This is a genomic window from Streptomyces sp. NPDC043854, assembly GCF_056436005.1.
On sequence record NZ_JBWKDK010000018.1, the window covers coordinates 129,567 to 141,848 of the forward strand.

Here is a 12,282-nt window from a genome sequence, read left to right on the forward strand (position 1 = left end):
CCAATGGATCTTGATGGTCCAGGGAGGGATGCCCAGGTGGGACGGAAGTCTCCGTATCCGGAGGAGTTCAGGAAGGACGCGGTCGCGCTCTACCAGGCCACGGCCGGGAAGCGGACGTACGCGGCGGTGGCTGCGGATCTTGGTATCACCGCGGAGTCGCTGCGGACGTGGGTCCGCAAGGACGAGGCCCAGACCACGCGCGAGGGCCACGATGGCAGCGTCAGCGAGGCGGAGGAGCTGGCACGGCTGCGGGCTGAGAACGCCAGGTTGCTCAAGGCTGAGCAGGAATGGCGGTTGGAGCGCGAGATCCTGCGCCGGGCGGCCGCCTATTTCGCCCGGGAGGTGAAGTGAGCCCCCGCCGCTGGGCCTTCATCTCCGACAACCGCGCCGACTTCGGCGTCAAGCGGCTCTGCCGGGTGCTGGGGGTGTCCCGCGCCGGCTACTACCGGCACTTGGCCACCACACAGGCTCGCGCTGAGCGCCAGGCCCAGGAGAAGCGGACCGTGAGCGAGATCCGCGCCATCCACCTCGAGCACCAGGGGGCGTATGGGGCTCCGCGTGTCCATGCCGAGCTGCGGGCAAGGGGACGCGTGATCAACCGCACGCGGGTCACCCGGTTGATGCAGGTCAACGGCATCGTTGGCCGACACCTGCGGAGGAAGAGGCGGACGACGGTCGCGGACAGGACCGCGCCGCCCGTGCCGGACCTGGTGATGCGCGACTTCACCGCGGACACCCTGAACAGCAGGTGGTGCGGCGATATCACTTACATAGCCGTCGGCTCGACGTGGCTCTACCTCGCCACGGTGATCGACATCTGCTCGAGGAAGGTCGTGGGCTGGTCGATCGCCGACCACATGCGCACCTCGCTGGTCACCGACGCCATCGAGATGGCCGTGGCCGCACGAGGCGGTCGGGTCAACGGAGTCGTCTTCCACACCGACAGGGGCGCCCAGTACAGCGCGGCCGCCTTCGCCGAGGTATGCCGTCGGCACGGCATCCGGCGCAGCATGGGCCGGGTCGGCTCGAGCTACGACAACGCCCTCGCCGAGTCGTTCTTCCAGGGTCTCAAGCGCGAGTTGCTCCACGGCCGCCGCTGGACCTCGAAGGCACAGACCCGCCTCGAGCTGTTCCGATGGCTGGTCTACTACAACAGGCGCCACCGGCATTCCGCTCTCGGCTACCTCACACCAGCGGAATTCGAACAGCAACTGATCACGACACGTACGCTGTCACTTGTCGCATGAAATCCGGTGTCCACTCCCAGGGATCAACCTCAGACCTCCTACGCGACCCAGCAGTGGACACTTGGTTTCTGGCGCCGGGCGCTGCCGATGAGAACAGTCAGATCACTCACGATCGCGTCGGCGATCTTCGTGACATGTTCGGCTGATCCAGTAGGGCCCCGTGTCACAGGCGCGCGGGCAATGGCTCAGGCCGAGACAGGCGTACGGGACAGAGCGGTGCGCAGCGCGAAGACGCCGAGCAAGCCGCCTGACGCGAACCGCTGAGCGGTCATCACGCGGGGCCGGGCGACCAGAAACCCCGATACCCGTGCTGCGCCCAGCATGATCAGAGCGTTCACGGAGATCCCCACGATGATCTGCACACCACCGAGCTGGAGCAGTTGGGCCCAGTCCGGGCCCGCCTGCGGATCCATGAACTGGGGCAGAAGAGCGGCGTACATGAGAGCGATCTTGGGGTTGAGCAGGTTGGTCAGGAGCCCCATCGAGAACAGGCGGGCGCCAGAGACCGGAGGCAGGTCCCCGGCCGGAGCGAAGGGCGAGCGGCCACCGGGCTTGAGCATTCCCCAGGCCAGGTAAGCCAGGTAGGCGGCCCCAGCGAGCTTGACCACCGTGAACGCCAGCGGCACGGCGGCGAACAACGCGGACAGCCCCGCGGCCGCGGCCAGCAGATAGCACAGGAACCCCACCGCGGTCCCGCTCAGGCTGACCAGGCCCGCCCTGCGGCCCTGAGTGATCGCGCGAGAGGCAAGGTGGACCATGTTCGGTCCCGGAGTCAGGGCCATGCCCAGTTCGACCAGGGCCACTCCCCCCACTGCGGCCAGACTGATCACCGGTCAACTCCCGATCGTTTGCCGGGTACCTGGTACCCGGAGTGGGCGGCGCCCGGCTGCGGCGGGCGGCAGTGCCTGCATCGTCCGCCTCAGGATACGGCCCTGCCGTTCGGTGTCTCCGTGTACCCCTGCCTCCAGTCGGCCGACGAGATCAACGACTGCAGCCGGATCGCCCACGATCGCGTCGGCGATCTACGCGTGATCGGCCGGACAGGTCCTAGTTGGCGATTCCGATCGCTACCTGGTGGGCCAAGCGGTGGAGGCGATGTGCTGGCCGCCAGCTGCGATTACAAGCTGGCGGCCGAGTGCGACCGCAGACCGAGACAGCGCCCTGGCGGGGTTGGAATGGCCGTCAGGGACAAGACCCGCACGGAGGCCGGGGCGCGCGGGCGGGTCAGGTGATGGTAGGGCTGCGGCGTTCGACGAGGACGACGTCGCGCCACGTGCCGTGGTGGCGGCCGATGCGCTCGCGGGTGCCGATGACGCGGAACCCGGCTCGCTGGTGCAGGGCGAGGCTGGCGGTGTTCTCGGGGAAGATGCCGGACTGCACCGTCCAGATGCCGGCGGCGTCGGTGGAGGCGAGCAGGGCGGTCAGCAGAGCCAGGCCAATGCCGCGGCTGCGGCCATCGGGATGGACGTAGACGGAGTGCTCGACCACGCCGGCGTACGCGCACCGGTCGGAAACCGGCACGACCGCGGCCCAGCCCAGAACCCGGCCGTCCTCGTCCAGGGCGACCAGGCGGTGGGCGGGCAGCTTGGCGGCGTCGAACGCCTCCCAGGTCGGGGCGGTGGTCTCGAAGGTTGCGTTGCCCTCGTCGATGCCCAGCTGGTAGACCGCCAGGACCTGCTCGGCGTGCTCCGGCCGCATGGGCGAGATGCGCGCGCCGGTCGCGGCGTCGGCGCTCACACTGCTGCCTCGATGCCGAGTTCGGCGAGCAAGCCGCGGATGCGGCGTTCGATCTCGTCGCGGATCGGCCGGACCGCGGCGACGCCTTGGCCAGCCGGGTCGTCAAGCTGCCAGTCCAGGTACCGCTTGCCGGGGAAGTACGGGCAGGCGTCGCCGCAGCCCATCGTGATCACCACGTCCGAGGACTGCACCGCCTCGGGGGTGAGGACCTTAGGGGTCTCGGCCGAGATCTCGATGCCCACCTCCTGCATGGCCTCGACCACGGCCGGGTTCACGGCGCTCGCGGGGGCGGATCCGGCCGAGCGGACCTGGACGCGATCTGTGCCGAGGTGGGTGAGGAAGGCGGCGGCCATCTGGGAGCGGCCGGCATTGTGCACGCAGACGAACAGCACGGACGGGGTGGCAGAGGTGCTCATCAGGTCAGGGCGCCTTCTTCGGCGGAACGGGCAGGGTCGGCGGGCTTCTGACCGCCGGGCAGGACGACGGCCTCGGACTCGGGCCCCGGAGGCGTGCGGCCAAAGGAGACGGCGACCAGGCCGAGACCGGCGGCGGCTCCTACCAGCTGGGCAGCAAGGAACGGCAGCACGGAGGCAGGGGCGATGCCGGCGAAGGTGTCGGTAAACGCCCGGCCGATCGTGACGGCCGGGTTGGCGAAGCTGGTGGAGGAGGTGAACCAGTACGCGGCCCCGATGTAGGAGGCGACCAGCAGTGGCGCCAGATGGGCGCGGCCCGCGCGGGCCAGGCCGAAGACGAGCCAGACCAGCCCGGCGGTGGCCACGATCTCTGCGAGCCACAGGTGACCGGCGAACCGTTCGTGGGTGGAGAAAGCCACCAGCGGCTTGCCGAACATGGCGTCGGCCAGCACCGCGCCGGCGATCGCCCCGGCGATCTGGGCGGGCACGTACGCCGCGACATCGCGCAGGGCGGGGCCGTCGCCGGTCCGGCGGCCGGTGAACCATGCGGCGAGGGTGACCGCCGGGTTGAAGTGCGCCCCCGACACCTGTCCGAGCAGCGCGATCAGCACACCGAGGCCGAAGACGGTGGCCAGGGAGTTGGCCAGCAGCTGCACCCCGACGTCGCGGGTCAGTTCGGTGGCCTGGATGCCGGAGCCGACCACCACCGCGACCAGCGCGGCCGTGCCGAGCCCCTCGACGGCCGCGCGCCGCACCAGCGGCGCCGGCCCGCTCACGCGGGGGCCTTCGCGGGCACGGCCGGGATCTGGAGCAGGGCGGACAGCTGCGCCAGGGCCTCGGGCAGCACCCAGTAGTACACCCACGTTCCGCGCCGCTCCGAGCCCACCAGCCCGGCCTCCCTCAGCACCTTCAGGTGGTGGGAGATCGTCGGCTGGGAGACGTCGAACGGGCCGATCAAATCGCACACGCACGCCTCCCCGCCCTCATGGGAAGCGATCAGCGACAGCAGCCGCAGCCGGATCGGGTCCGACAGTGCCTTGAACATTCGCGACATCGCGGCCGCGGCCTCCTCGCCCAGCGGCTCGCGGACCATCGGCGCACAGCACGACGCCTCGTCCTGCCCGAGCACCGGCAGACCAGCTTGTTTCGACATTTCTCTATGTTGACAGCCATCTAATCCGGTGGCAAGGTCGGCTGTATCGACAGACGTCGAAACAATCGTTATCGGATGGGAGACCGCCATGTCCCGCGTTCAGCTCGCCCTGCGCGTCGCCGACCTCGAAGCCTCGATCGCCTTCTACTCCAAGCTCTTCGGCACCGAGCCCGCCAAGCGCCGCGAGGGTTACGCCAACTTCGCCATCACCGAGCCCCCGCTCAAGCTCGTCCTCATCGAGGGCGAAGCGGACGAGGACACCCGCCTGGACCACCTCGGCGTCGAGGTCGCCTCCACCGACGAAGTCACCGCGGCCACCACCCGCCTCAAGGACGCGGGCCTGGCCACCTTCGAGGAGAACGACACCTCCTGCTGCTACGCCCTCCAGGACAAGGTGTGGGTCACCGGCCCCGGCAAGGAGCCGTGGGAGGTCTACGTAGTCAAGGCCGACGCCGACACCCTGGAGAAGGCCGCCACCGCCCCAGGCGCCTGCTGCGGCACCACCGCCTGCTGCACCCCCGACGAGCAGGCCATCGACCCCGCCCAGACCCCGACCGAAGCCAAGGCCGCCGTCAGCTGCGCCTGCACCGGCTGACCCGGCTCGCGTAGGCCCCAGCAGCCGCCATGGGCGCGGCTGCCGCGGCCATCCCAGGGCGCCTGCTCACCAACTACAAGCCGCAAGACCGACAAGCGCCCGGAGCTTCGTGACACGCTGCGGACATCCATCCCTCGGCCGCCAACTATCGGCCGCAGTCCCAACCCTACGGTCAAGGGGCCTTGCCGGACCCCCTTGACCAGTCGACCGCATGGCCGCGCACGCCGCATCTCCCCTTGACCTGCTCTGCGACGGGCGACCGTCAGACGGCGGTCAAGGGGTGCATCTGCACGCTCTCCCTACTCGGCCCCGGCGTGGGGCAGCGAGTGAGCGAAGGAGATACAACGATGGCGACGATCCACTGCCACCCGGCAGACGGCACGCGGCCGCCGGCCCCGCCGGGCGCCGAGCTGGAGGCGGGCAAGCCCCGCACTGGCTGGGCAAGCCGAAGTGGGCTCCTTGAGGGAGTACTTCAGACCCTCCTTCGGTACCCACTTGGGGGTCCGACACCCGGCAGGGGCGCAAACATGCAGGTCAGCACGCGAATCAGCGTGAAAACTGCGCCGTCACACCCCTCTTCTCCCCTCTTGTTGTCCGTGTGGGAGGAGATCATCGGGTTCCAGGGGGCCCGGCGCCCTCCATGACCAGACAGGTCCAGTTCACGGCGGACCGGTGCCATTGGTCGCGAGCGGCGAAGGGGTGGAGCTGATGGGAGGCAAGCGGCTGACGAATCCGGCGGGATCCTCGAACGACTTGCGCGGGGATGTGCTGCGGGTGCTCGGAGTGCTGAAGGTGGCCACGGCCGACCAGATCCAGCGGATCGCCTCACCGCACCTGACCTACCGGCACACCACGAAGGCGACCGCCTCCGAGCGGAAGACCGCCCGTACCGCCTCGCACGCGGGCGCGCTCTCCGATCTGCGCAAGCACGGTCTCGCCGAGAACGGCGGCACCACCCGTGCGGGGGAGTCGCTGCGCAACCTGACCACCAAGGGCCTGGAAGCCGCCTCCTACGAGCTCGGACGCCCGCTCACGGAGATGGGCTCCACCGCCCGCGGCGCGGGCTCCAGCGGCGCCACACACCCCATGGCCGTCAACGAGACGGTCATCGCACTGCTCCGCCCCAAGCCCGACCTGAAGCTCCTCACCCGGGAGCCGGCCGAAGCACAGGCGGCCGCGCAGGCCGCCGTCGACGCGCCCGCTGGTGTCGGCACGATCGCCTCGTACGCGACCGAGGTCCCGCTGCCCGCAGCCGGCACATGGGGCGCGCCGGGCAAGGGCGGCGCCCAGACCGACATCGTGCTCACCGCCCCCCACGACGGGATCCCGCTGTTGTTCATCGAGGTCGACAACTGCCACGAGACCGCCAAGGAGATCGCGGCGAAGCTCGCGAAGTACCACCGGTTCTTCAAGCGGCAGATCAAGGACACTGACGGCAAGGACAAGCCGATGTGGCGCACCCGCTGGCTGGCCCGCGTCGCGGACTACGGCGAGGCCCCGCATCCGCCCGTGCTGATCGTCTTCAACCACATCGGTGCCCGCGACCCCAACCGCACCGTCCCGCGGCTCCAGGAGCTGACCCACCCGCTGTGGGCAGGCGAGCCGACCGACGACGGGTACAGCAGCTACGACCGGAAGATCCCGATCATCGCGACCGGCCTGCGCAACCTACGCGAGCACGGCCCCAACGGACCGGTCTTCCTCCGTTTCGGCCGCACCCACATGCACCCCCTGCGCGACGCGATCGGCAACCCCCGCCGCGATGCTGTCCTCGCCCGGCGAGCGGAGCGGGCGCGGGTCCAGCAGGAGGAGTACCAGGAGCAGCTGCGGCGCGCGGCCGAGCAGAAGAGGGCCGAGCGCGAGGCCGCCCGCCCTGCCTGCGCTGGCTGCGGGACGAAGTTCGACAACAATCGATGGGAGAACACCCAGCTGTCCCCGGAGCCGGGTCACCGGTGGCACCCGACGCTGTGCGAGCCGTGCGAGGCCAACACCGTCGCGGCCGCGGACCAGGCCGAGCGCGACCGCCTAGAGCAGGAGGCTGCGGCGACCGCCGAGAAGGCCCGCGGCTGGCGCTCCCGCTTCCGCCCTGGGCAAGCCTCCTGAGAGCAGGGCAAGCCCATCCCGGCAGCGTGGGCAAGCACAAGGCGACCCTGGGCAAGCCCCCGCTGTCGGAGTTCGCCCCTGCGGCGAGCAACGAGCGCTGCGAGCAAGGCGGCCGCGAAGGAGGCCGAATACTGACCTCGAGCTTCGGCTCTCGTTGCGAGCACAGCGGACTGGATCTCCCCCGACTGTCGACTGGAGATCACAGACCCCCTACGCTGCGTGCTCGGGGAGTAACGAGACGGGGGGCGGATGGCCGATCCGATTGAAATCGAAGCACCGGATGACACAGGGTCAGGCGTGGTGCGACGGTTCGAATACCAGGTACACATCGCCGTGCAAGGGGTCCTGGAGATGCTCGCCGGCGGATCGGTCATCCACGTGACCTGCGAGCACATCGAGGACATAGTCGTGGCCCGCGGTGGCGATCCCCGGTGTGTCGACGGTGGGCCGTTCTGGGATTTCCAGCAGATCAAAACCAGGGATGCCGTGGAGCCCTGGACGCTCACCGACGTGATCTCCAAGAAGCCCCTCAAGAGTCTGTGGCGCACGTACAAGGCCGTGGTGGGTATGGACCTGACCTACCAGGACTGCCGGCATCGAGGGCCATCTCGACCCAGCAGACGACGCAGTCGTAGCGTTGTCGAAGGGGCAAGGCGGAGACAATGCGGCGTGCCTCAAACGGGTCGCGAAGCACCTGGAGGTCAAGGAGGAGGAACTCACCGACTTCCTTCCCTTGGTGCGCATCAGGTCGCTGCCACGGCGTGGCGACATCGAGCTGCGCAACACGCGGGTCCTAGCTGATCTCGGCCCCGGGCTCACCATTGCGATGATCGACGCCCTCTACAACGAACTGCTCCGGCGTACCCGCGATGCCACCCAAGGTCTTCCCGTGGCCCGGTGGACAGAGCTCCTGGTTCTCGACAATCCGCCCCCGGCCGTGCTGAACAAACGCCTCTCTGCGGCGGCGATTGCCGACGTACGCAGTCGCGCACCTCGGTGCGCACCGCGGAGGGCTGGGTCATGGACGACCACTCCGGCCAGATCTTCCCCGGGCACGAGGACACCGGATCGGAGCGTGGCTGAGATGGCGGCCATCACGCTGAGCTCCCTGGACACTGAGGCCTTCAACCACCAGATCAGGACCAGCCCCCTCGACATGATGATGCGGCTGCACGAGGAGGGCACCGTCTGCGTCGTCCGGTCCAAGGAGAAGAACCGCCTGATCGTCACCTCCGAACCGGAGCTCGCCGCGGCCGCCCTGGCCCACGGCTCCCGCAACCACCGCGAGCTGCTCCGGCAGCTGGTGGGCGCCGGCCTGTTCGTGGTCACCTCGGGCGAGCAGTGGCGCCGCCGCCGGGGCCTGCTGCGCCCGATGTTCGCCGCCCGTGCGGTGGCCGAGTTGCACGGCCTGGTGATCGAGGCCACCGAGGACTTCGTACGGCGGCTGCTGCCCTCCGCGGGGCAGGACATCGACCTCGCCGAAACGCTTCAGCGGCTGAGCATCGAGATCATCCTGCGGCTCGTCGAACCGGACCTCGCTGGGCCCGAACTGGCCGAGCTGACCGCCGCCCTGCACGCAGCGGTCGGCTACCTCGACACCCGGCTGTTCGACCCGGACGAGGTCGAGGAGACCGACCACGACAGGTTCGCCGCCGACCGCAAGGTCCTGGAGGACTTCATCGACGAGCGCGCCGCCCGGCAGACCTGCCCCGTCACCGGCCGCGGGCTGCTCGCCGACCTCGCCGCCGCACTGCGCGAGGACGGACAGGAAGCGGATACCGGGCAGGCGCTGCGGGAGGAGCTGCTGTCCGTGTTCGTCGCCGGGGTGGAAACCATGGGCACCCTCCTGACCTGGATCTTCCACAACATGGCTGGCAATCCCGAAACCCGGGACCGCGCGCTGCGGGAAGTCCTCGCCGAGGATCTGAGGCGGCTCGCCATCTTGCCCTCCCTACCGCCCGGGACCCTCCCGTACACCCGGGCCGTGGTCGAGGAATCGCTGCGGCTCCACCCACCGGCCTGGGCCCTGTTCCGCCGGATCGACGAACCCCTGGAAGCAGCCGGCATCCGGCTGGAAGTCGGCGATGTCGTCATGTCCAGCACGTGGGCCGTCCACCGCGCGCCGGAACTGTGGGACCAGCCACAGGAGTTCCGGCCCGAGCGGTTCCTGGGCGAACGCCCGCCCACCCAGCAGTACTTCCCCTTCGGGGCCGGCCCGCACCAGTGCCTCGGCCGCCAGTTCTCCCTGCTGGAAGCCCAGTTGGCCAGCGCGGCCATCCTCAGCCACGGCCTCCTGGACGTGGGCGTCCCCCCGGAGGGCACCGGACTCCGCCCCACCATCGCACTGGCACCCCACCCCCATCCCCGGGCCCGATTCCTCCCGCACACCGCCGAAACCTCTCGGGGAGGGGCCGGATGAGCGGCACCCGCGCAGCGGCCGAGGAGGTCATCGCCCGGTCCTGGGAACGCCACACCGGACTGGCCCCCGCCGCGGACTCCAACTTCTTCGCGGACGGCGGCACCTCCATCGGCGCGATCCGACTGGTCCAGGACATCCAGGACGGCCTGGGCGTGGCCCTGGAGTTCGCGGATGTCTACGCCGCCGAGGATTACGCGGAGCTGATCGAGCTGACCGGCGCCCGGCGTGCCGCGGCCGAGAGCCCCGGTCGGACCCCGCTCCGGGGCCCGGCATGACCGCCTCCATACCGTCCGCGGGTGGGGCGCCGGCACGTACGGACGGCCCGTGGATCCAGGTGTCACCGCCCCCAGCCCCGGGAGCGGGTCGAGCGGGACCTGGCACAGATCGACGACTGGCTGCGCAGCTATGTGGGCAGCGCCAACCCGGAGCTCGGGCGCCGCGGCCCGGTCTGCCCGTTCGTCCCGCCCGCCCTCGGCGACCACGCGGTGCAGTTCAGCCTCCGGTACGAGATCGACGGCCTGGACGGCGCCCTGCTACACCGGGCCCCCTGGAGGCCGAGATGCGGGACTTCGTGCGGGTGGCGAGGCCGGCCGCGAGCTCCGGTACCTCGCTGGAGAGCCGGGTGGTGGCCCTCCCCGACACCTGGCCCGAGGGGTGGTCCCTGGACCGGGAGTACGAGGCCCTCAAGAACAAGGCGGTGGACAGCGGCCTGATGATCGGCCAGTTCCACCCTCACTGCGACGAACGGGCCGTACGGAACCCGGCGTTCAGGGTCTCGGTGGCCCCGCTCGGGGTGCTCGCGATACGCCGGATGGCACCACACGACGTGCTGTTCCTGCACGAGCGCCGGACTTGGTTCGGCACCTATGACCGGCTGTTCCGGTCCCATTACCAGCGGGGGCGGATCAGGGACCCGCTGCTGCGCCAACTCCACCGCGCGGGGGTGGCCCGCCACGGCCTGCCGCCCGTCGTCGTCGGGGAGCCCGAGAAGGAGGGATGAGGAATGATGCACCAGGATCTTTTCCACGTGGTCGTCAACCACGAGGAGCAGTACTCGGTCTGGCCCACCTATCACGACGTTCCCCAGGACTGGCGGACCGTCGGGGAGCCCGCGCCGCGGGAGGACTGCCTACGGAGGATCGAGGAACTGTGGACGGACATGACGCCGAAGTCGCTGCGCGAAGCGGACCCGACCGGCTGACCGGCTGAGGCCGGGCCACCGGAGTCGTCCACCGTCGCCGCGCCGCGATGCGACGGTTGCACTTACCAGGAGATCTCAGAGGGAATGATGCTGGAACAAGTTCGACAGCCGCTACGCCACCGCGCGTTCCGGGCGGTGTGGTGCGGTGAGACGCTGTCCATGCTGGGCGACTACAGCTTCGAAGTGGCCTTCGTCTGGCTGGTGTTCCAGGAGACCGGATCGGCCGGGGCGCTGGCGGCGGTGCTGCTGGTGCAGACGGTGCCGCGCGGCGTGCTGCTGCTGGTCGGCGGCGCGGTCACCGACCGGTTGTCCCCCCGTACCGTCATGCTCTGCTCCCACCTGGTCAGAGGCACCGCGGTGGGGATGCTCGGCCTGCTGGCCGCGATGGAGAGCGTGCAGGTGTGGCACCTGTACGCGCTGGGAGCCGTGGCCGGGGTGGCGGAGGCCTTCTTCATGCCGGCCCAGGACAGCATCCTGCCCTCCCTGCTGCCCACCGAGCAGATTCCGCGCGGCAACGCGCTGGTCGGATTCGGCGAGCAGGGCGCCCGGTTCCTCGGACCGCTGCTCGGCGCCTCCCTAGTGGCCCTGGTGGGGACCCCGGCCGCGATCCTGCTCAACAGCGGCACCTTCTTCGTGGCCGCCTGGACCGTCCTCGCCGCGCCCCGGCGCCGCCCCGAGGGCGAGGAGTTCAAGCCGCTGTCGGTCATCGGCAGCGAGATCGTGGAGGGCCTGCGGTACGCCCGGCGGAGCCGGGAGGTCCGCACCGTCCTCATGATCATCGGAGCGGCGGCGCTGAGCTACAGCGGCCTGTTCGCGGTGGCCCTCCCGGCACTGGCCAAGTCCTTCCCCCAGGACTCCATGGCCCTGGGCCTGCTCCTGTCCGCCTGGGGACTCGGCCAGCTGACCGGAACCATCGCGGCGGTCTTCACCGGCCTGCCCCGGCGCTGGGGCATCCTGATCATCGGCATGACGCTCACTGAGGGCGTGGCCTTCATGCTCCTCGGCGTCCTCCCCGACGTATGGCTGGCCGCTACCACCCTGGCCTTGCTCGGCGTGGGCGTGGCGTACTCCAGCGACGTGGCCCTGCCCACGTTCATCCAGACCCGGACCCCCGAGGACGTCCTGGGCCGCATCAACAGCGTCATGTACCTGCCTCGGGTGGTCCTCGAACCGGTCTCCCTGGCGGTCATGGGTCTCCTGGTCACCGGTGACCTCCGGCTGGCCTTCGCGGTGGCCGCCGTCCCGGTCCTGGCGGTCGGCATCCGTCTGGCCTTCGACAGCAGCGCCCGCAGCCTCACCACCGCCAGCGAGGCCCCTCACACGATGCGCACACCGGGTGAGCCGCGCTCTCTGTCGGGCAGTGAGCCTCCGCCGACTTGAAGTCACTGGGCAAAGGGCTGGTGTGCCGATCTGT

General features: G+C 70.0%; 14 protein-coding genes and 1 pseudogene. 10 read left to right on the forward strand and 5 right to left on the reverse strand.

Translation table 11 applies throughout. The annotated features are described in order from the left end of the window. Window positions 1–36 precede the first annotated feature (36 nt). Window positions 37–1,247, forward strand: a protein-coding gene (locus AC068A_RS18710) for an IS3 family transposase (RefSeq protein ID WP_478586188.1) whose coding sequence is annotated in 2 segments (ribosomal slippage) — window positions 37–283 and window positions 283–1,247 — 1,212 coding nt in all. Because the reading frame shifts where the segments join, the coding sequence is not laid out codon by codon here. Window positions 1,248–1,432: 185 nt separating this feature from the next. On the opposite strand, the gene AC068A_RS18715 is transcribed toward AC068A_RS18710, so the two are convergent. The 5 genes from AC068A_RS18715 to AC068A_RS18735 all read right to left on the reverse strand — a co-directional run bounded on the left by AC068A_RS18715 (window position 1,433) and on the right by AC068A_RS18735 (window position 4,550). After that, entirely contained in the window at window positions 1,433–2,077 is a 645-nt protein-coding gene (locus AC068A_RS18715; protein ID WP_478586190.1) for a LysE family translocator, read from the reverse strand. Between the two features lie 394 nt (window positions 2,078–2,471). Beyond that, window positions 2,472–2,945: an N-acetyltransferase family protein gene (locus AC068A_RS18720; protein WP_478586211.1), complete on the reverse strand. Its 474-nt coding sequence runs from the start codon at window positions 2,943–2,945 to the stop codon at window positions 2,472–2,474. A 35-nt stretch (window positions 2,946–2,980) separates the two neighbouring features. Further along, window positions 2,981–3,400 (reverse strand): arsenate reductase ArsC, encoded by a 420-nt coding sequence (locus tag AC068A_RS18725; RefSeq protein ID WP_478586191.1) that lies wholly within the window; start codon window positions 3,398–3,400, stop codon window positions 2,981–2,983. Continuing rightward, window positions 3,400–4,173 carry an aquaporin gene (locus tag AC068A_RS18730; protein ID WP_478586193.1) on the reverse strand — a complete coding sequence of 258 codons (774 nt, stop codon included), beginning with the start codon at window positions 4,171–4,173 and terminating at the stop codon, window positions 3,400–3,402. Before AC068A_RS18730 ends, AC068A_RS18725 begins: the two co-directional genes overlap by 1 nt. Further along, window positions 4,170–4,550: an ArsR/SmtB family transcription factor gene (locus tag AC068A_RS18735; RefSeq protein WP_478586195.1), complete on the reverse strand. Its 381-nt coding sequence runs from the start codon at window positions 4,548–4,550 to the stop codon at window positions 4,170–4,172. The genes AC068A_RS18730 and AC068A_RS18735 overlap by 4 nt, the downstream gene beginning before the upstream one ends. An 88-nt stretch (window positions 4,551–4,638) precedes the next feature. Here AC068A_RS18735 and AC068A_RS18740 point away from each other — a divergent pair, with 88 nt between their 5' ends. From AC068A_RS18740 to AC068A_RS18780, 9 genes and pseudogenes are all read left to right on the forward strand, one after another. Next, window positions 4,639–5,145: an ArsI/CadI family heavy metal resistance metalloenzyme gene (locus AC068A_RS18740; protein WP_478586196.1), complete on the forward strand. Its 507-nt coding sequence runs from the start codon at window positions 4,639–4,641 to the stop codon at window positions 5,143–5,145. 708 nt (window positions 5,146–5,853) lie between these two features. Next, window positions 5,854–7,248, forward strand: coding sequence for a replication-relaxation family protein (locus AC068A_RS18745; protein ID WP_478586198.1), 1,395 nt, complete (start codon window positions 5,854–5,856; stop codon window positions 7,246–7,248). A 249-nt stretch (window positions 7,249–7,497) separates the two neighbouring features. Beyond that, window positions 7,498–8,049, forward strand: coding sequence for a dsDNA nuclease domain-containing protein (locus AC068A_RS18750; protein ID WP_478586199.1), 552 nt, complete (start codon window positions 7,498–7,500; stop codon window positions 8,047–8,049). A 283-nt stretch (window positions 8,050–8,332) separates the two neighbouring features. After that, a complete protein-coding gene (locus AC068A_RS18755; protein ID WP_478586213.1) occupies window positions 8,333–9,667 on the forward strand; it encodes a cytochrome P450 in 1,335 nt (444 codons plus the stop codon). Next, window positions 9,664–9,942: an acyl carrier protein gene (locus AC068A_RS18760; protein WP_478586201.1), complete on the forward strand. Its 279-nt coding sequence runs from the start codon at window positions 9,664–9,666 to the stop codon at window positions 9,940–9,942. The genes AC068A_RS18755 and AC068A_RS18760 overlap by 4 nt, the downstream gene beginning before the upstream one ends. A gap of 21 nt (window positions 9,943–9,963) precedes the next feature. Further along, window positions 9,964–10,152: pseudogene (locus tag AC068A_RS18765) on the forward strand (DUF6875 domain-containing protein); the annotation flags it as partial. Between the two features lie 74 nt (window positions 10,153–10,226). Further along, the gene (locus AC068A_RS18770) at window positions 10,227–10,667 is read left to right on the forward strand and encodes a DUF6875 domain-containing protein (RefSeq protein ID WP_478586203.1); all 441 of its coding nucleotides are present in this window, start codon (window positions 10,227–10,229) and stop codon (window positions 10,665–10,667) included. Between the two features lie 3 nt (window positions 10,668–10,670). Beyond that, on the forward strand, window positions 10,671–10,868 hold the full coding sequence (locus AC068A_RS18775; RefSeq protein ID WP_478586205.1) for an MbtH family protein: 198 nt from the start codon (window positions 10,671–10,673) through the stop codon (window positions 10,866–10,868). Window positions 10,869–10,952: 84 nt separating this feature from the next. Beyond that, window positions 10,953–12,248 carry an MFS transporter gene (locus AC068A_RS18780; protein WP_478586207.1) on the forward strand — a complete coding sequence of 432 codons (1,296 nt, stop codon included), beginning with the start codon at window positions 10,953–10,955 and terminating at the stop codon, window positions 12,246–12,248. Window positions 12,249–12,282 lie beyond the last annotated feature (34 nt).